A 16917-nucleotide genomic window follows, 5' to 3' on the forward strand; every position below is an offset into this window, starting at 1 on the left:
GCGCGGGACGGGCGGCGGGATTTTTGCCGGCTTGATCGGGAAAAAGTCCCGGGCCATTCAGCGCTTTAATCCTGTTGTCGGCGCAGCCGGTCCACCTAGAATCATCGCTGCTACTTCCCCGCGCTCACCGCGCGTGGATTTCAACCCAATGAACCTTCCCCGCCTTCGTCGCGCCGAAGGCGGGGTTTTTCTTTTTGGGCTTCCGGCGGTAAATCCGCGGCGCCCCGAATCTCGCGCGGCTCACGTAGAACGCTTCACCAAATTGTCACGCTCCGGGCGAATTGCGGCCTAACGGCGCTGCCAACAGACGGCGCACGACAGGAGTCGACAAGAGGAAGCAGCGTTGGGCTACAGGATGATCGCAGAACGCGACAACGAGACGGTCAGAATCGAACGAGAGAGCACCTGGCTCATCGTCGCCAAGGCAAGGGTGTGGGCCAGCGAGGGATGGCAGGTCGTCATCACCGACAATGACGGCAAGTCCTATGCGCCGGAAGACTTTGACGGACTGCTGGCGACGCCGGGGCGTGTCGCCGCGTAGCGCTAGCGTTGCGCCGAGATCAGCAGCATCATCGGGCGTTCGAGCTCGTCGGCCAGCGCCGGCATCGCGGCGATCTGCGCCGCGGTCGGCGAAAATTCCTCGACATGGCGGAGTGCAAAACCGGCGCCGATCAGCGCGTTCAGCGTCGTGCCGACGGTGCGGTGATATTTGAGGACGCCCTGGACGTACCAGTCGGTCCGCCGCTCGCCTTCGATGAAGTAGCGGTTGACCGGCCAGGTCTTGCGGCCGTCTTTGTCCTGTAACCAGTCGGGATGTGCGGCCGCCATGTAGACCGGATGCTCGATGGTGAAGACCAGATGGGCGTCCGGGACCAGCGCGCGATGCAGCATGCGCACGAGGCGATCGAAATCCCTGATGTAATGGAAAGCGAGGGCGCTGTAGGCCAGCTCGAATGCGGCCTCCGGCAATTGCAGCGTTTCGAGATCGGCGATCTCGTAGCGGATCGCCGGATCCTGCGTCATCTCCTTCGCCCGTGCGATCATGTTCTGCGACAGATCGAGGCCGAGCACGGAGGCGGCGCCTTGCTCGCGCATCCAGCGCGAGGCCCAGCCGAAGCCGCAACCGAGGTCGACCACGCGCTTACCTGAGACGTCCGGCAGCATGCTGCGGATGGCCGGCCATTCAGGCGCGCCGACGAGGCCGCGGACCTGCCGCGGCAATTGGCTGTAGCCGGCAAAGAAGCCGGGATCGTCGTAGATGTTCTGTGCCATGTCACAGCGCCATGCGGGAGGTACGCGATTCTCTGTAGCTGCCGAAGTGGCCCGTGGGAACCGCTGATTGCGCTGCGGCTCTGGAACCAGACATCGCGTTCCGCCGTTTTGCTGCACGACCGCAGGATCGTCGTCGACGCTGTCCTGCGGGCATTGCACAGTCGAGGAGAGCGCCATGATTGCCGAGACGCAAATCCACGTCATCGCGCGGCAGATGCTGCAAAAGCACGGCCTGCAGGCGATCGCCCAGGCCGCGCAGAACGCCGTGGCCTGCGAAAGCAAGGGCGAGGCGGAGGAAGCGCGCGACTGGCGCCATATCGAGGACGCCATCAAGATGATGCGCGGACCGCATCAAGGCTGAACACCGGCAGACGGCGACGAGGCGCGATCCGGCGGACGCCTCCGCCGGATCGTTCGGCGTGAGATCCTTCTGAGGCTGCTTGCCATCCCTGGAAATTGCGGGAACTCTATGGCGTGAGCAGACAAGATTTGATCAGGGGGAATTCGCCATGGCCTTTTCATTATACGACGCGACCGTCGCCAATTATTTGCAGATCGTCGGCGCCGTCTCCGGATTCATGGACAAGAGCCTCGCGCATTTCACGGCGAACGGCGTCGATCCCGCCGGGATCGTCGAGACGCGGCTGTTTCCGGACATGCTGCCGTTCCGCTTCCAGGTGGTCTCGCTCGCACATCATTCGCGGGGCGCGATCGAGGCGGCGCAGAGCGGCGTGTTCGTGCCGCCATCGGCCAGGCCCGATCTTGACTATGCCGGACTACAGGCGCTGGTGAAGGATACGCAGAGCGAGCTTGCGGGCCTGACGCCGGAGACCGTCAATGCGCTGATCGGCCGCGACGTCACCTTCAAGGTCGGCGACCGGTCGCTGCCGTTCACCGCCGAGGGCTTCTTGATGTCGTTCTCGCTGCCGAACTTCTTCTTCCACGCCACCACGGCCTACGACATCCTCCGCCATAAGGGCGCGCCGCTCGGCAAGCGCGACTTCATCGGCCGCCTGAACCTGAAGAAGTGAGGGCCGCGCATCGCCGTTGCGCGCTGGTTCGCGGCCGTCATCGTGTTCAATTTTAGATAGTAGTTTTTTGCATCGGTTGTGTCGCAGTCCGAACGATGTTATAGATTCCAAGTCGCGCTCTATCGTTGCTCAACTCCATTTCAGGTGATCGGCTCGCTGCTTCGATCGCGCATTTTTGCGCGCGCTCGAAAGTCGTCGGCCGGATTTGTTCGGGGGCATCATGAAGACATGGCTGGCTGCAATCCTGCTGCCGTTCCTGATTGCGGCGGTGATCGTCGCCGAGCCGCTGCGGCCGGCGGCGCAGACCCAATATCAGCCGCAGGCGCAGTTCTGCGTCGACGGCATCAGCAACACGCTGTGCTCGAAGGTGCCGGCCTATATCGGACCGGATTCGCGGCTGGGTCAGACCGTCGGCTACAACGGGCTCTATGGCGAGCCGCCGCGCAGCGCCGCGGAGGATGTGCAGACACCGTTCGACAACATGGCCTGGCAGATGTTCGTCGCGCTGAGCTGGGCGGCCGACAGCACCGGCAAGCCGCCGGCACAGGGGCTGACCGCGCCCGGGCCGCGGGTCTGGCAGACCTATACCAAGGTCAGCGCGCTGTTCGGCAATTCCAAGGTGCGGGCCGGCTGCACCCAGGCGATCGCGCTGCCGAAATTCTATATCGGCTCTGACGGCAACGGTAAGCCGGCGCCGAACAACGAGGAGTATCTGCAAGCGTCGACCAATCTCCCGCTGATCGACGTCAACGGCAACTGGACGCTGTTCGAGCGGCGGGTCAATCCGATCGAGGCGTCGTATCTGCGCGCGCCGCAGGGATTGTCGTCGCAGACGCTGACCACGCGCAACGGCCAGCTCAATTTCATCAAGAACAATCCGAAGGGCGCCGAATTCACCTCGTCGGCCTCGGTACCCGACGGCAAGAACGGCTCGATCGAGATCAAGGCGGCCTGGCGCATCCTCGATCCGACTAAGGACGATGCATCGAAATTCTATACCCAGAACATCCTGCTCGCCGTCGCCGGTGATCTCGTCAGCAACGGCCAGCCGTTCTGCCGCAGCGAGAAGGTTGGGCTGGTCGGGATGCACATCCTGCAGCGCAACCCATTCGTCGAGAAGAACAAGGCGCTGCTGCCGCAATGGATCTGGGCGACCTTCGAGCACGTCGACAACGCGCCGCCGGCGCAGGCGCCGTGCAACGTGTCGAGCGGCTGCGGCGATCCGGGCACGCCGACCTACTGGATCAACCAGCCGAGTTGCGGACCGGCCGCGGCGGCGTCCGGCGCGCATTACTCGTTCTACGGCCCGCCGCAGTCCGGCCAGGGCACCAATATCGCCCCGCAGGGACCGGCCGGTGCCAGAACCCAGTTCCCGTGGAATCCGCGGCCGCCCTATGCCCAGGGCGGGACGACTCCGGCGACCGCGATGCCGCAGGCGGTGCGCTGCTGGCAGATCTATCCGACGACGAGCGCGCTCAACACGCAGTGGCGCAATGCGCTCAGCTCGGTGAAGAGCGTGTTCCAGAACTATATGCTGATCGGTACGCAGTGGGGCGGCCAGCTCGAACCGCCGACGCCGCCGAACCCGGTGCCGGCCAACGCGGTGCCCGGCATGCTCTCGAACATGACGCTCGAGACCTACATCCAGAACTACAACGGCAGCAATTCGAGCCTGCCGGGGCCTGGCTCGTGCGTCAGCTGCCACAACTTCGCGACGCTGGTCGACAACAAGACGTCGGCCAATTTCAGCTTCCTGCCGGGCCTCGTCGACCCCATCGCCGCGCGCAGCAAGATCAAGACCGCGCGGTGAGCGGCATCAGGCGATGAGCGCTAACCCGCCTTGCGCCACTGCGGCACCGGATCGAGCGGCGTGCGGTAGAGCTCGCGGCGATCGATGTCGGTGACGCGAACGGCGCAGCCGCGCGCCTTCAGCTCCGGTTTGACCTGCGCCAGCTCGCTGGCGAGCTGATCGGCGCGATCGGAGGCGACGCTGATGTTTTCGAGGATGATGGTGCCCTGGTTGCGGAACTCGTCTCCGACCACGAGATCGAATGTGTAGTATGGCATTCCGAAGCTCCCGTTTCGGTTTGCATCACAGGGTAACACTGAGTCGCGTGTTCCCTAAGATGCGTGACGCACAATCGTCGGGCGATCGGCGCGGAAACGATGTGCAGCACGTCACACGCAATGAGCAGATGTGCAGGCGCGATGCGCGGCACGACGACGATGCTTTGTGAGCCAGCTCACCGCCGCGACGTTAAGATTTGATTAAAAATCTCGGTGCACGCTTGAACTCACGTGGAATTGCGGCGGAACCGGACTCCGGGAGCCGGCAGCCGCAGGAGAAGGCCGGTGGCGTCATGCCCGCCGGCCTTTTCTCGTGAAATGGCTGTGGCGCCGCGATTACGACTTTAGTCGCGCAGCGCGGCCTGGTGCCTGGCGTGCCATTTCGGTCCGGGCCCGCGCATGTAATGCAGTTCCGGGCGATAGGGATGGCAAGCACCGACGATCAGCGCCTGGCAGCGCGCGAGGAGCAGGACGAGGCTGCGGCGCAGCGAGTGCGGAACGAGTTCCATGGCACGCCCTCAGTGCAGCTCGCCGAGCACGGCGGCGAACGGCAGTTCGAACAGCTCGTCGCCGAGATCGTCGGTGACGTGCAGCACCCAGTTGCGCCAGTCCTCGGCGCTCGGCGTCATCACATAGCTGCGCACCAGGCGCTCGGCATGCACGCGCGCTTCCGCAAGATCCATCGCGGCGCCGTTGCGATCGAGGAGCACGTGCTGTTCGTCGGAGCAGTGGAAATAGACGGCGGACATCTGCTGATTCCAGTTCTGATTCCATGGCGAGTCGACTCGTCGCGTGCTGGGATAGCAGTGTGCAGGCTTGCGGAGAATCCGGGTGATCCCCCATCGGAAAACTACGGAGAATGCCGACGATTTGAATCACCTCGCCGTGATGGCCGCGTGATCAGAAGATCGGCTCGCCGATTGCAACCCCGCTGCGCGGACCAAGCAGGATGACGTTGCCTGTCGCGTCCCTGGCACCGAGAATCAGCAGTTCCGAGGTGAAACCGGCGATGTTCTTCGCACCGAGATTGCAGACGCAGACCACCAGCGAGCCGAGCAGCGCCGTGGCTTCGTAATTGGTGATCTGCGCGCTCGACCACATGATCCTGTCAGCGCCGACGTCGACCCCGACCTTATAGGACGGGTTGCGGGCGCGCGGGAAGGGTTGCACCTCGACCACCTTGCCGATGCGGATATCGAGGCGGGCGAAGTCGTCGTAGCTGGCTTGCGGCTTCAGGTCAGGCATCTGTTCTCACCGTTCCTGAAAGGCGAGGCGGATGCCGAGTGCGATGTAGATCGTGCCGACCACGCGGCCCTGCCAGCGCCCGATGCTCCGGTTGCGCCTGATCCATGGGCTGATCTGGCCCGCCGCCAGCGCCAGCAGCGAGGTGTAGGCCGCGCTCATGACGACGAAGATCAGCCCGAGCGTGGCGAATTGCGCGACGGCCGAGCCGTGGCCGGGGTGGACGAATTGCGGCAGGAAGGCGAGGAAGAACAGCGCGGTCTTCGGGTTGAGCATCTCGGCGAGCACGGCCTGGCGGAACGCCCGGTGCGCATCGACCGGCTGCGCGGCGGGCAAATGCAGCTCCTCGTTCCTCTCGAACAGGGCGCGGATGCCGAGCACGATCAGATAGATCACGCCGGCATATTTCACGATCGAGAAGGCGAGCGCCGATGTCATCAGCACCGCCGACAGGCCGAAGGTCGCCATCGCGGTGTGGACGAGGTCGCCGAGCGCGATGCCGAAGCCGGTGGCGACGCCGACGCGGGGCCCGCCGGTCACCGATCGCGCCAGCACCAGCAGCACCGCCGGGCCGGGAATGAGGAACAGGCCGAGCACGACGGCGGCGTAGGTGAGAAGAGTGGTGGGGTCGATCATGGGGAATGTCCGGGATGTCAGGGCGCGGTGATCGCTGCTGCCGCGAAGCGGCGGGGCGGATCAAGCATGACGGCGGCGCTTTCGACAATGCGCATTTCCTCGGTTCCGCGCTGCGCGGTGCGCTCCAGCACGGCGTGGATGGCTGACGCTGCGTAGCCGAGCGCATCCGGCGTGCCGGCGCCGCGCACGCGGGCGGAGGCGAACAGCGCCGCGAACAGGTCACCGGTGCCGGACGGGCTGATCGGCACACGCGGCGTGCGGACCCGCCAGGCGCCGCCGCGCTCGATCGCCAGCGTCTCGATCTCGCCGTCGGGAGTGTCGGTGAGCTCGGCGCTGGTGACGACGATGGTTGACGGTCCACGTGCCATCACGGTGCCGGCGTGCCTGACCACATCGCCGGTGGTCTTCGCCTCCGCGCCGCACAGAAACTCGAACTCGAAATGGTTGGGAGTGATGATGTCGGCGAGCGGGCACAGCTCGCCCAGCACCAGCGGCGGGATGTCCGGCCGCACGAACATGCCGCGGTCGCGATCGCCGAGCACGGGATCGCAGCAATAGCGCAGCGCCGGGTTGCCTTGCTTGGCGCGGGCGACAAAGTCGGCGACCTCCAGGGCGATATCGGCCGAGCCGAGATAGCCCGACAGCACCAGCGTCGCGCCCTCGACCGCGCCGCGCTCCTCGATGCCGCGCAGCAGGTCCGCGACCAGCTGCACGTCGAGCACCCGGCCGCGGATGGTCGGATAGCCCGGCCGGTTGCTGAGCAGCGTGGTCGGCACCGCTGTCACGTCGATGCCGGCAAGCTGCATCGGAAACACCGCGGCGCTGTTGCCGACATGGCCGTAGGCGACCTGCGACTGGATGGAGATGACGCTCATGCCTTCCACGTCATCCGAACAGCGCCGCATAGATCACATAGAGCCAGCCGAGGATGCCGTGGATGATCGCCCACAGGATCGACTGGTTCTTGGTGTAGGAGATCGCGATCGCCAGCGCCGAGCCAAACCCGACGCCATACTTCGCGCCCTCGACACGAACCCCATAATACCGGTCGCCGTTCATGATGATCCTTCGCGTGGATGAGGGTGGGCGAAAGGTAACCCGCCGCCTGCTGGCAGTTCAACGGCGGATTGCCCCCACGTCCAACTTGTCGTCCAGCCTGGTGCGGGATTGCCCACGGGAGCAGACGGCATCGAATGTGCTGCTTCGCTGTCCGTTCCGTCATCCTGAGAGGATGTGAAGCTTTGTCCTTATCCACCGCTGTCGTCGCCCGGCCTGTGCGCAATTGCGCACATGGACCGGGCGCCTAGTACGCCGCGGCCTATCTGCTCAATAACGACTGTCTCTGGAATACTGGGTCGCCTGACCAAGCCGGACGACGACAGCTTTGGGAGGCGCGAGGCCCGCGGGTTGCAGCCGACGCAGAAAACCGTGACATTGAGCGGCATCGCGGACAAGGTGTCGGTGTACGAGATTTCTTGACGTGCCCTGCGGGGCGTCCATCGTTCGAGCGCTAAACATGCACATCCTGCGTCCCCAGTTTCGCATCGACGAGGAGCGCGCGCTGGCCTTCGCGGGCGCGCGCGGCTTCGGCGTCATCGTCGCCGCCGATGACCGCGGCCCGCGCGCTTCGCACGTGCCGTTCGTGATCGACCGGCGCGACGACGGCGTGATCGTGCAGATCCACCTCACCGCGAAAAATCCGCTGGTCGAGCTTGCCGACGGCAAGCGGCGCTTCCTGTTGATCGTCGCCGGCGACGACGCCTACATCTCCAACGATTGGTACGCGTCGCCGGACAACGTCTCGACCTGGCTCTACGAGGCGGTGCATCTGTCCGGCGTCGCGCAGCTGCGTGAGCGGGACGCGAACCGCGGCCATGGCGACGCGCTGCTCGCGGTTTCCGAGGCGCGGTTGCCGAAGCAGCCTTGGGATCTGACACAGATGGAGCCGGGCAAGCGCGAGTCGATGCTGTCGATGATCCGCGTGATCGATATCGTCGTCGACGACATCGAGGGCCAGTCGAAGCTCAACCAGCACAAGAGCGATGCGGACCATGTCGCGGTCGCGACCCGGCTCGCGCGCGCGGAGGAGACGGCAAGCCGCCGGCTCGCGCACAAGATGCGCGCGCTGCGGCCCACGCTGGGTTATGAGGAAAACGAGTAAGGCCGATTGTTCGCTGCATCCGGGCTACAAAGCAAACGTGTTGTTAAGAATTGCTCCTTGCCGATTTGCGCGATTCCGATTCGTTCTTTGCGAACAAAATGGAGTCAGAGATGGAACAAGTTGGCAGCGCTGTCCGGTTCTCGATTGCTCTCGCCACATCACAAAACCGTTTGCTGCAGAAATAAAGCGCCGCTGGAATCGTCATCACCTGTGGACCAACCAAATTCGGCGCCGGTCATCTGTCCGGCTCGCTGAATCCACTACGGAGAAGTTCGATGAAACCAGTCAAATGCCTGTCGGCAGGATTGATCGCGGTCGCCATGTTCACGACTTCGGCCATGGCTCACAGTGTGCCCGAGCGCTATGAGCCGTCGAGAGCCAATGCGGCGATCGTGCTGCCAGGGCCGTGGCTCGAGAACCATGCGCGGATGCCGGCGTCGGCGGTCGCCAATTTCAGCGCGTCGTCGCGCAGCATGCCGGGAGGCGTGTGCGATCATGGCGACGATCCGATGATCTGCTGAGGGGAAACTTCGTCGCCTGGACAAAGGAGCTTCGTAGCCCGGATGAAGCGAAGCGAAATCCGGGAAAGCCTCCGCGGATAGACCGCCCCGGATTGCGCTTCGCTGCATCCGGGCTACGAAGCTTTGCTCCCCTACAGAGCCTGCGCATGCGAGCGGTTAACCATCGCGCGCGATACGCACGCGGCGAACTTGTTGTTAAGAATTGCTGCGCGGTGATTTGCGCGATTCCGATTCGTTCTTTGCGAACAAAATGGAGTCGGATGGGGAACAAAGCTGCGGCGCGATTGCGTCGGGAACTTCATCAGTTCGCCGCAAGCGCTCAAATTTCGTGCGCGTTCCAGCTCCGCTTGATCGGAACTCATGCGGTTGCCGCTCGTTCTATGGCCCGTGATAGCTCGATTCATCCGAGAGGAGTGACCCATGCGAAAATTCATCCTTCCCGCCGTCGCGGCCCTGGCGCTCGGCGCAGCGACGCCCGCGATGGCCTATGATGCCGGCGACCAGACTTCGATGGAGGCGGCACTCGACGTCGCGAGCAGCTTCGGCATCGTGACGGTATCGAACACGCAATTCCTCGGCGACGAGTGGGAGGTCGAAGGACGCGACCGCGCCGGCCGCTGGATGCAGGTCCATGTCGACGCGCGGACCGGCGAGGTACGCAACGTGGATCGCGGCTGGTAACAGCGCATCCGCCGCCTGACGGCGTTCGCAATGACGTAGCCCGTATGAGCGGGGCGATATGCGGGTTCGTCCCGGATGTCGCTTCGCTCATCCGGGCTACGATCTTGTGTGCTATGCTCGCCGAGCAACGCACGCATCATCCATGGCGAAAACCAGCAGCAGGAAGAAAAGCACCAAACGGGCATCGCAACGTATCGTCCTCGCGATCGATGTCGGCGGCACGCACGTCAAGGTCATGACCGACCGCGAGCGCATCAGGCGCGAGTTCGAATCCGGTCCGCATCTGTCGGCGCGCGCGATGGTGCGCAAGGTCAAGGCGCTGACCAGGGACTGGTCCTATGACGTGATCTCGATCGGTTATCCGGGGCCGGTCGTGCACAACCGGCCGCTGCTGGAGCCGTACAATCTCGGCCATGGCTGGGCCGGGTTCAGCTTCCGCAGGGCCTTCGGCTGCCCCACCAAGGTGGTGAACGACGCGCTGATGCAGGCGCTCGGCAGCTACCAGGGCGGCCGCATGCTGTTCCTCGGCCTCGGCACCGGCCTCGGCTCGGCCATGATCGTCGACGGCCTGGCCGAACCGATGGAGCTCGGCCATCTGCCGTACCGCAAGGGCAAGACCTTCGAGGATTATGTCGGCGCCGCGGGGCTCGAGCGTCGCGGCAAGAAGAAATGGCGCAAGTCGGTCGACGACGTGATCGCGCGCCTGTTCGCCGCGCTGGAGCCCGACTACATCGTGCTCGGCGGCGGCAATGCCAGGCTGGTCAAGACACCGCCGCCCAAGGTGCGGTTCGGCGACAATGCCAATGCGTTCGAGGGCGGCTTTCGGCTCTGGAAGAAGACGGCGGTCAAGCGGACCCCGCTGCGGCGGTAGGCTGCATCGGCGAATTGTCCACCGTGGTTCGAAGAGCCTGCGGATATCGCTTGCGCTGTCGCTCTTGAGCTTTGGCGGACAAGCCGCTCATCCGGGCTACGCGTGCCGGGCTGCCTGCGTCACCGGCGCTTTGGTGAATTGCACAAAGCTGGACTACGCTGCGACGGAAGATTCGGAAGAGTGCCGCCGATTCCGCGTTCCCCAAGACAAGGAGAAAGGCCGTGGCAAAACCGTTTCCCTCCAAGACCCAGATCGGCAATCACACGGTGCATCCGGAAACGTTGATGCTGAACTACGGCTACGATCCGCAACTCTCGGAGGGCGCGGTCAAGCCGCCGGTATTCCTGACCTCGACCTTCGTGTTCAGGACCGCCGAGGACGGCAAGGACTTCTTCGATTTCGTCGCCGGCCGCCGCGAGCCGCCGGAAGGGATGGGCGCGGGGCTGGTCTATTCGCGCTTCAACCATCCGAACAGCGAGATCGTCGAGGACCGGCTGGCGATCTATGAGCGCACCGAGAGCTGCGCGCTGTTCGCCTCGGGGATGGCGGCGATCTCGACCACGGTGCTGGCGTTCGCGCGGCCCGGCGACGTCATCCTGCATTCGCAGCCGCTCTATGGCGGCACCGAGACGCTGTTCACAAAGACGCTCGCGGGCCTCTCGATCGGCGCGGTGGGCTTTGCCGACGGCGTCGACGAGAACGTGGTGCGCGCCGCCGCGGCGGAGGCGATGAAGCAGGGCCGCGTCGCCATGATATTCATCGAGACGCCGGCCAATCCGACCAACGGGCTGGTCGACATCGCGCTGACCAGGCGTGTTGCCGACATGATCGGCAAGGCGCAAGGCCACACGCCTGTCGTCGCGTGCGACAACACGCTGCTCGGGCCGGTGTTTCAGCGGCCGATCGAGCACGGCGCGGATCTATCGCTGTACTCGCTGACGAAATATGTTGGCGGTCATTCCGACCTGATCGCCGGCGCCGCGCTCGGCAGCAAGGCGCTGATGAAGGACGTCAAGGCGCTACGCGGCGCGATCGGCACCCAGCTCGATCCGCATTCCTGCTGGATGATCAGCCGGTCGCTGGAAACGCTCAGCCTGCGCATGGAGAAGGCCGACCGTAACGCGCTCCTGGTCGCGGATTTCCTGCGCGACCATCCCAAGGTCGCGAAGGTGCATTATCTCGGCCACCTCGACGCCGCGTCGCCGGCGGGGCGCGCGTTCGCCGCGCAGTGCAGCGGTGCAGGCTCGACCTTCTCCTTCGATATCGTCGGCGGCCAGGCGGAAGCGGAGAAATTCCTCAACAGTTTGCAGATCTTCAAGCTCGCGGTGAGCCTCGGCGGCACCGAGTCGCTGGCGAGCCTGCCGGCGACGATGACGCATTCCGGTGTGCCGGCCGCGATCCGCAAGCGGATCGGGGTGCTCGATACGACGATCCGGCTGTCGATCGGCATCGAGCATCCGTCCGATCTGGTGGCCGACATCGCGCAGGCGTTGAGCAGAGTCTAGGGCATGATCCGGAAAAGTGCGAAGCGGTTTTCCGAAGAGATCATGCTCAAACAAAGAGCTACTGCGCTATGACGATTCAACAAATCTCATCGCGCTTTAGCCCGTGACGTTCAGTGGCTCACGGCGAAATCAATGCGGGCATTTGGACGGGTTTGGCTGCGCTCTGCTCATCCCGCGGGCTACGCATGGCGCGGGTCAGGCCGTGATGCCCGCGGCCTTGGCGATCAGCTCGAACGAGCGCAGCCGCTTGGCGTGCTCGTAGACGTCGGACACGATCATCAGCTCGTCGGCGCCGGTCTCCGCGACCAGCGCGTCGATGCCGGCGCGCACCGTCTCGGGCGAGCCGATGATGGAGCGGGCCAGCATCCGCATCGCCTGCTGCTTTTCCGACGGTGACCAGTAGGTCTCGATGTCGTCGATCGGCGGCTGGCTCAGGCCGCGCGCGCCGCGGAAGATGTTGGTGAACGACATCTGCTGCGTCGTCGCCAGCCGCCGCGCTTCGGCGTCGGTCTCGGCGGCGATGATGTTGACGCCGACCATCGTGTACGGGCGGTCGAGCTGCTCCGACGGTTTGAAGCGGGCGCGGTAGATCTCGAGCGCCTGCAGCAGCATCTCCGGTGCGAAATGCGAGGCGAAGGCGTAGGGCAGGCCGAGCTCGCCGGCCAGCATCGCACCGAAATTGCTCGATCCGAGAATCCACAGCGGCACGTTGGTACCGGCGGCGGGCACCGCCTGGATGCGCTGGTTGGGACCAGCCTCGGCGAGGAAGGCCTGCACCTCCAGCACGTCCTGCGGAAAATTCTCGGCGGCCTCCGGCGTGCGGCGCAGCGCGCGCAGCGTCAGCTGATCGGTGCCCGGCGCGCGGCCGAGCCCGAGGTCGATCCGGTTCGGAAACAGCCGCGCCAGCGTGCCAAATTGTTCGGCAACGACGTAGGGCGCGTGGTTCGGCAGCATGATGCCGCCGGCACCGACGCGGATGGTCTTCGTCCCCGCCGCGATATGGCCGATCACGACCGCAGTCGCCGCGCTCGCGATGCCGGCCATGTTGTGATGCTCGGCCACCCAGATGCGACGATAGCCGAGCGCCTCGGCATGCACGGCGACGTCGCGCGCGTTATACAACGCGCCGCTGGCGTCGGTGTCCTGGGTGACGCGGACGAGATCGAGGATGGAGAGTGCGGCCACGGCGGCTCCCGAACGGGGGTGGATGAAGGACTCGCCGCTGAAGGTACCGGGCTCTGTCCAGGCTGATGCGAAGCGGCGTCAGCCGGTCCGCCGGTCCCATATGGATACGGTGTCCATCCGGGTCAATCGCCACCGCCCCGCGCGGCTCAGCGGGCCGCGCCGGCCGGAGCCGCACTGAGCGGCGCGCCGCCGATCGAGACCGGACCTGTCGGCTTCGGCGCACGAACCGGCGGCGGCCGTCGCGGCCGCGGGGCGCCCTGTGCGGCCGGCGCCACCGGCAATTCGGCGGCGGCTGGTGGCGGCGGTGCCGGAGGCGGGGCAGGGCGTTGCAGCGCATCGACCTTCGAGCTCAGCGCGGCCAGCTGGTCGACGAGGGTCTTCAATTGTTCCTGCTGGTCCGCGACCGAGCGGCCGAGCGCGGCGAGCTCATCCTCGACCTTCTGCTGGCTCGCGAGCAGATCCGGCAACGCCTCCTTGTCGGCCGCGGCCACTTTTTCGCCAGAGAGTGCGTTGCTAAAGGAGGGAACCAGCGGCGCGATCTGGGGCCAGGCATAGACGCCACCAGCGCCGGCGCCGGCGAGCACGAGGATGGCGATCAGGATGACCCATGGCCAACGGCGGCGATTGGCGGTAATCGGGCTCGACGGTGCATGGCCGTGCCACGCTTGATCGGAATCGCTGTTCATTGAAGTTTCCTAGTCCGCCTCGGCAACCGTTGCAATCGATGCCGCATATGCACAATTTGGCGAGGACGTCCCCTCCGGTCGGAAACCCATTGCCGCCACCGCAAACCTCCCAGATCCTCGACGATCTCGTCGCGAAAGCACCTGACGGTCCCGTCGATCTCGAGTGGCTGCTCGGCAACCTGGACAAGCGCTCGTTCGGGTTGCTGCTGCTGTTGCTGGGGCTCCTGGTGATCATCCCCGGCATCGCGACGATCGCGACGCTGGCGCTGCTGTTTCCGGCGGTCGAAATGATGCTGGGACGCAGGGCGCCATCGTTTCCGCGCTTCATCTCCAAGCGGCAGTTCGACTTCAAGCGCTTCAAGCGGTTCACCATCCTGGTCCGCCCGATGCTGCAGGCGATCGAGCGCATCAGCCGGCCGCGCTGGGACGCGCGTCACGACGTGATCGACCGCCTGGTCGGACTGGCCGTGTTCCTGCTGGCGTTCTCGGCCGGCTGGCCGCTGCCGCTGGTCAACGTCATTCCGGGCATCGTGGTCGTGCTGATCGCGGTCGCCTATCTGCAGGAGGACGGCGTGCTGCTCGCGGTCGCGATGGCGGCCGCGCTGGTCTGCCTGCTCGGGCTCGGCTGGACGCTGTGGGCGTCGGTCGGCGTGGTGATGGACTGGATGGGCCACTGACGCGCGGTTTCGGCAACTCGCGTTGCACGCATCTTGCGCGCGGAGGCGACCAAGCAACGTCGCACGCTCCCATTTTGACGAAAACAACCCCATGCAAAGCAGCGCGCGGCCGAGTGCTTGCTCGCAACAACCCATGGCTGTACGCTGCGCTGCGGAATGGTTGATTTCTCGTGAATGGACTGGCTGGGATGACCGAAATTCAGGGCGTGGCGTCGGCGGATGGCGCGGAGCCGAAAATGCCGCCGGGCGTGCTGCTCGAAGGCCCACAGGTCGACGCCAAGTTTCTCGATTCCTACATCGCGTTCGGCATCATGGTGTCGGGCTCGATCGCGGCGCTGGTCTGGACATTCACGCAAGGCATCGGCTGGGTGGAGGTGTCCGTCTTCCTCGGCACGTTCGTGCTGAGCACGATCGGCATCGGCTTCATGCATCGCTACTTCGTCCACCGCAGCTTCCGCTGCGGCCCGGTGATGCGGACATTGCTCGCCGCGATGGCGACGATGGCGGTGCAGGGCTCGGTGCTGAAATGGGTCTCCAACCATCGCCGGCACCATCTGCATTCCGACAAGCCCGGCGATGTCCACAGCCCTTACTATGACGGCGCCGGCAATCGCTACCTCAGCTTCGCCAAGGGCATGTCGCATGCGCAAGGCGGCTGGGTGTGGGACCGCGAGACCACCGATGCCGCATACTATGCCAAGGATATCCTGGCCGACCCGATCGCGATGTTCTTCACCCGAACGCGCTGGTACTGGTACGCGCTGTCGGCGGTGATCATCCCGGGCGTTATCGGCTACGGGTTCGGCGGCGTGCACGCGATGATCGGCTGCGTCCTGTTTGCCGGCCTGCTGCGCAGCTATCTCATGACCATGGCCACCTCGCTGGTGAACTCGGTCTGCCACAGCGACGGCCGCTACGGCTATCGCCGCTTCGAGACCAATGACGGCACCACCAACGAACTGGTGACCACGTTCCTCACCTTCGGCGAGGGGCTGCACAACAACCATCACCGCTTTCCGCGCGACGCCTATCTGTCGCACGCCTGGTACGAGATCGACATCAACGGCCTGATCATTTTGGGACTTGGCAAACTCGGACTCGTGCACGACATCTTCCTCAGCCCGGTATCTGCCGCCGGGGCCGTGAGCAAGACTCCGGTCGAGCCCGCCGCAGAGGACCTCGATGTGTCAGGCGTGAGGTAGATTTGCCTGCACGTTCCGCAGGGCTATCGCACATGGTTGTCGGCCACATCCCATAGCCTGGTCATGCCCGGGAATTGCCGGTCGCAGAAGCCCGCAAGGCGGCACGCCGATCGCGGCCGCGCTTAAGACATTGGTCATCTCTTTGCTTGCATTTTCACGACCTCATTCAGCAAAGAGGTCCCATGTCCGACATCACCATTCCCGGCGGAAAAATTCGTGCCTTCGTCGAGCGGATCGAGAACATCGACGGCGAATTGCAGGAACTGAACGAGCAGAAGAAGGAAGTGTTTTCCGAAGCCAAGGGCGAAGGCTTCGACGTCAAGATCCTCAAGGAGATCATCAAGCTCCGCAAGCAAGACCAGGACGAGCGCGACGAGCGGGAAAGCCTGCTCGACCTGTACATGAAGGCGATGGAGACGGCGCCGGCGGAGAAGGAAGCGAAGGCGGCGTGAGAGTTCGGCGAGTAGGGCGGGTTAGCGAGTAGCCCGCATGAGCGTAGCGATATGCGGGATTGGTCTTGTGAGTTGCGTATCGGTCCCGGATGTCGCTGCGCTCATCCGGGCTACGCTTACTGGCCATGAAGAAACTCTCGCAAGATCAAATCAGGAAGGGGATCGAATCAGCCACAAGCGGTGACAAAAGCACCCATTAATGTTCATGACGATGGACAAGAAGGTTCATCGAAATAGAAGGAAAAATAGCGAGCACGCTACCAAGATATTCGCTAATACATGTTCCGATCTGCGTTAGTTAAGATTTCGATCTATAGGGGCGCAAATTTGCGATGGACTCTATTTAGACCCCTTGCCAACCATTCTGATTTTGGGCCACATATCTATCTCGCCCCGAAAAACAGCTCTGAATTTTCCTAATGGAGAGCTGTGCCATGCACGAACTTCGCTTCAAGAGGCCTTTCTTCGATTTCAACGCCAAGGGATGGCAGGCGATTGCCGCTGCCATTGTCATTGTTGGGTTGATCTTGTGGCTCTGGCACTAATTCTGCCGAGGCATGTCATTCACTGCGGTTGGGCAGTCCATGATAGTGAGGTCGCGATAGCCTATTTGCAGGAGGATGGCCTCCTGCTCGCGATCGCGATGGCGGCGGCACTGGTCTGCCTGCTCGGGCTCGGCTGGACGCTGTGGCTGTCGGTCGGCGCGGTGATGGAGTGGATGGGAAGGT

At 64.3% G+C, this 16917-nt stretch carries 22 protein-coding genes; 12 read left to right on the forward strand and 10 right to left on the reverse strand.

Translation table 11 applies throughout. The annotated features are described in order from the left end of the window. Positions 1 to 355 precede the first annotated feature (355 nt). A complete protein-coding gene (locus J6500_RS06385) occupies positions 356 to 541 on the forward strand; it encodes a hypothetical protein (RefSeq protein WP_225711839.1) in 186 nt (61 codons plus the stop codon). 2 nt (positions 542 to 543) lie between these two features. Here the strand turns inward: J6500_RS06385 and J6500_RS06390 are convergent, their stop codons facing one another. Next, positions 544 to 1272, reverse strand: coding sequence for a class I SAM-dependent methyltransferase (locus tag J6500_RS06390; RefSeq protein ID WP_225711840.1), 729 nt, complete (start codon positions 1270 to 1272; stop codon positions 544 to 546). Positions 1273 to 1447: 175 nt separating this feature from the next. On the opposite strand from J6500_RS06390, the gene J6500_RS06395 reads away from it, so the two are divergent. From J6500_RS06395 to J6500_RS06405, 3 genes are all read left to right on the forward strand, one after another. Further along, entirely contained in the window at positions 1448 to 1633 is a 186-nt protein-coding gene (locus J6500_RS06395) for a hypothetical protein (RefSeq protein WP_225711841.1), read from the forward strand. A 148-nt stretch (positions 1634 to 1781) separates the two neighbouring features. Continuing rightward, positions 1782 to 2303: a DUF1993 domain-containing protein gene (locus J6500_RS06400; RefSeq protein WP_225711842.1), complete on the forward strand. Its 522-nt coding sequence runs from the start codon at positions 1782 to 1784 to the stop codon at positions 2301 to 2303. A gap of 220 nt (positions 2304 to 2523) precedes the next feature. Beyond that, complete coding sequence (locus tag J6500_RS06405; protein ID WP_225711843.1) at positions 2524 to 4113, forward strand: hypothetical protein; 1590 nt, start codon at positions 2524 to 2526, stop codon at positions 4111 to 4113. Between the two features lie 20 nt (positions 4114 to 4133). Here J6500_RS06405 and J6500_RS06410 read toward each other — a convergent pair whose 3' ends face one another. The 7 genes from J6500_RS06410 to J6500_RS06440 all read right to left on the reverse strand — a co-directional run bounded on the left by J6500_RS06410 (position 4134) and on the right by J6500_RS06440 (position 7307). Then, complete coding sequence (locus J6500_RS06410) at positions 4134 to 4370, reverse strand: hypothetical protein (RefSeq protein ID WP_225711844.1); 237 nt, start codon at positions 4368 to 4370, stop codon at positions 4134 to 4136. 344 nt (positions 4371 to 4714) lie between these two features. After that, complete coding sequence (locus J6500_RS06415) at positions 4715 to 4879, reverse strand: hypothetical protein (protein ID WP_225711845.1); 165 nt, start codon at positions 4877 to 4879, stop codon at positions 4715 to 4717. Between the two features lie 9 nt (positions 4880 to 4888). Next, complete coding sequence (locus tag J6500_RS06420) at positions 4889 to 5119, reverse strand: DUF6894 family protein (protein WP_225711846.1); 231 nt, start codon at positions 5117 to 5119, stop codon at positions 4889 to 4891. Between the two features lie 151 nt (positions 5120 to 5270). After that, a complete protein-coding gene (locus J6500_RS06425) occupies positions 5271 to 5615 on the reverse strand; it encodes a tRNA-binding protein (protein WP_225711847.1) in 345 nt (114 codons plus the stop codon). A 6-nt stretch (positions 5616 to 5621) separates the two neighbouring features. Beyond that, a complete protein-coding gene (locus J6500_RS06430; protein WP_225711848.1) occupies positions 5622 to 6248 on the reverse strand; it encodes a LysE family translocator in 627 nt (208 codons plus the stop codon). A 17-nt stretch (positions 6249 to 6265) separates the two neighbouring features. Continuing rightward, on the reverse strand, positions 6266 to 7123 hold the full coding sequence (gene pdxY, locus J6500_RS06435) for a pyridoxal kinase PdxY (RefSeq protein WP_225711849.1): 858 nt from the start codon (positions 7121 to 7123) through the stop codon (positions 6266 to 6268). 10 nt (positions 7124 to 7133) lie between these two features. After that, on the reverse strand, positions 7134 to 7307 hold the full coding sequence (locus J6500_RS06440) for a hypothetical protein (protein ID WP_225711850.1): 174 nt from the start codon (positions 7305 to 7307) through the stop codon (positions 7134 to 7136). A 457-nt stretch (positions 7308 to 7764) separates the two neighbouring features. Between J6500_RS06440 and J6500_RS06445 the strand changes: the two genes are divergently transcribed. The 5 genes from J6500_RS06445 (at position 7765) to J6500_RS06465 (ending at position 11987) form a co-directional block, all read left to right on the forward strand. Continuing rightward, entirely contained in the window at positions 7765 to 8409 is a 645-nt protein-coding gene (locus J6500_RS06445) for an FMN-binding negative transcriptional regulator (protein WP_225711851.1), read from the forward strand. 275 nt (positions 8410 to 8684) lie between these two features. Then, a complete protein-coding gene (locus tag J6500_RS06450; RefSeq protein ID WP_225711852.1) occupies positions 8685 to 8930 on the forward strand; it encodes a hypothetical protein in 246 nt (81 codons plus the stop codon). Between the two features lie 420 nt (positions 8931 to 9350). Then, positions 9351 to 9611, forward strand: a complete 261-nt coding sequence (locus J6500_RS06455; RefSeq protein WP_225711853.1) for a PepSY domain-containing protein — start codon at positions 9351 to 9353, stop codon at positions 9609 to 9611. A gap of 142 nt (positions 9612 to 9753) precedes the next feature. Continuing rightward, positions 9754 to 10482 carry an ROK family protein gene (locus tag J6500_RS06460; RefSeq protein ID WP_225711854.1) on the forward strand — a complete coding sequence of 243 codons (729 nt, stop codon included), beginning with the start codon at positions 9754 to 9756 and terminating at the stop codon, positions 10480 to 10482. A 221-nt stretch (positions 10483 to 10703) separates the two neighbouring features. Beyond that, positions 10704 to 11987 (forward strand): cystathionine gamma-synthase family protein, encoded by a 1284-nt coding sequence (locus tag J6500_RS06465; RefSeq protein WP_225711855.1) that lies wholly within the window; start codon positions 10704 to 10706, stop codon positions 11985 to 11987. Between the two features lie 195 nt (positions 11988 to 12182). On the opposite strand, the gene J6500_RS06470 is transcribed toward J6500_RS06465, so the two are convergent. Both J6500_RS06470 and J6500_RS06475 read right to left on the reverse strand, forming a co-directional pair. After that, positions 12183 to 13172: an LLM class flavin-dependent oxidoreductase gene (locus J6500_RS06470; protein ID WP_225711856.1), complete on the reverse strand. Its 990-nt coding sequence runs from the start codon at positions 13170 to 13172 to the stop codon at positions 12183 to 12185. Positions 13173 to 13318: 146 nt separating this feature from the next. Continuing rightward, positions 13319 to 13858, reverse strand: a complete 540-nt coding sequence (locus J6500_RS06475; protein ID WP_225711857.1) for a hypothetical protein — start codon at positions 13856 to 13858, stop codon at positions 13319 to 13321. 89 nt (positions 13859 to 13947) lie between these two features. On the opposite strand from J6500_RS06475, the gene J6500_RS06480 reads away from it, so the two are divergent. From J6500_RS06480 to J6500_RS06490, 3 genes are all read left to right on the forward strand, one after another. Then, a complete protein-coding gene (locus J6500_RS06480; protein WP_225711858.1) occupies positions 13948 to 14535 on the forward strand; it encodes an exopolysaccharide biosynthesis protein in 588 nt (195 codons plus the stop codon). 188 nt (positions 14536 to 14723) lie between these two features. Then, positions 14724 to 15737 carry an acyl-CoA desaturase gene (locus tag J6500_RS06485; RefSeq protein WP_225711859.1) on the forward strand — a complete coding sequence of 338 codons (1014 nt, stop codon included), beginning with the start codon at positions 14724 to 14726 and terminating at the stop codon, positions 15735 to 15737. A 182-nt stretch (positions 15738 to 15919) separates the two neighbouring features. Further along, entirely contained in the window at positions 15920 to 16189 is a 270-nt protein-coding gene (locus J6500_RS06490; RefSeq protein WP_225711860.1) for a DUF2312 domain-containing protein, read from the forward strand. The last annotated feature ends 728 nt before the right edge of the window (positions 16190 to 16917 follow it).

The sequence above is a fragment of the Bradyrhizobium semiaridum genome (assembly GCF_020329505.1).
Lineage (GTDB): Bacteria > Pseudomonadota > Alphaproteobacteria > Rhizobiales > Xanthobacteraceae > Bradyrhizobium > Bradyrhizobium semiaridum.

Coding starts and splice junctions, on each gene's coding strand:
- J6500_RS06455 (WP_225711853.1), top strand. CDS start 9,351: ATGCGAAAATTCATCCTTCCCGCCGTCGCGGCCCTGGCGCTCGGCGCA.
- J6500_RS06425 (WP_225711847.1), bottom strand. CDS start 5,615: ATGCCTGACCTGAAGCCGCAAGCCAGCTACGACGACTTCGCCCGCCTC.
- J6500_RS06440 (WP_225711850.1), bottom strand. CDS start 7,307: ATGAACGGCGACCGGTATTATGGGGTTCGTGTCGAGGGCGCGAAGTAT.
- J6500_RS06420 (WP_225711846.1), bottom strand. CDS start 5,119: ATGTCCGCCGTCTATTTCCACTGCTCCGACGAACAGCACGTGCTCCTC.
- J6500_RS06400 (WP_225711842.1), top strand. CDS start 1,782: ATGGCCTTTTCATTATACGACGCGACCGTCGCCAATTATTTGCAGATC.
- J6500_RS06405 (WP_225711843.1), top strand. CDS start 2,524: ATGAAGACATGGCTGGCTGCAATCCTGCTGCCGTTCCTGATTGCGGCG.
- J6500_RS06430 (WP_225711848.1), bottom strand. CDS start 6,248: ATGATCGACCCCACCACTCTTCTCACCTACGCCGCCGTCGTGCTCGGC.
- J6500_RS06450 (WP_225711852.1), top strand. CDS start 8,685: ATGAAACCAGTCAAATGCCTGTCGGCAGGATTGATCGCGGTCGCCATG.
- J6500_RS06385 (WP_225711839.1), top strand. CDS start 356: ATGATCGCAGAACGCGACAACGAGACGGTCAGAATCGAACGAGAGAGC.
- J6500_RS06445 (WP_225711851.1), top strand. CDS start 7,765: ATGCACATCCTGCGTCCCCAGTTTCGCATCGACGAGGAGCGCGCGCTG.
- J6500_RS06460 (WP_225711854.1), top strand. CDS start 9,754: ATGGCGAAAACCAGCAGCAGGAAGAAAAGCACCAAACGGGCATCGCAA.
- J6500_RS06490 (WP_225711860.1), top strand. CDS start 15,920: ATGTCCGACATCACCATTCCCGGCGGAAAAATTCGTGCCTTCGTCGAG.
- J6500_RS06395 (WP_225711841.1), top strand. CDS start 1,448: ATGATTGCCGAGACGCAAATCCACGTCATCGCGCGGCAGATGCTGCAA.
- J6500_RS06485 (WP_225711859.1), top strand. CDS start 14,724: ATGACCGAAATTCAGGGCGTGGCGTCGGCGGATGGCGCGGAGCCGAAA.
- J6500_RS06410 (WP_225711844.1), bottom strand. CDS start 4,370: ATGCCATACTACACATTCGATCTCGTGGTCGGAGACGAGTTCCGCAAC.
- pdxY (WP_225711849.1), bottom strand. CDS start 7,123: ATGAGCGTCATCTCCATCCAGTCGCAGGTCGCCTACGGCCATGTCGGC.
- J6500_RS06415 (WP_225711845.1), bottom strand. CDS start 4,879: ATGGAACTCGTTCCGCACTCGCTGCGCCGCAGCCTCGTCCTGCTCCTC.
- J6500_RS06390 (WP_225711840.1), bottom strand. CDS start 1,272: ATGGCACAGAACATCTACGACGATCCCGGCTTCTTTGCCGGCTACAGC.
- J6500_RS06475 (WP_225711857.1), bottom strand. CDS start 13,858: ATGAACAGCGATTCCGATCAAGCGTGGCACGGCCATGCACCGTCGAGC.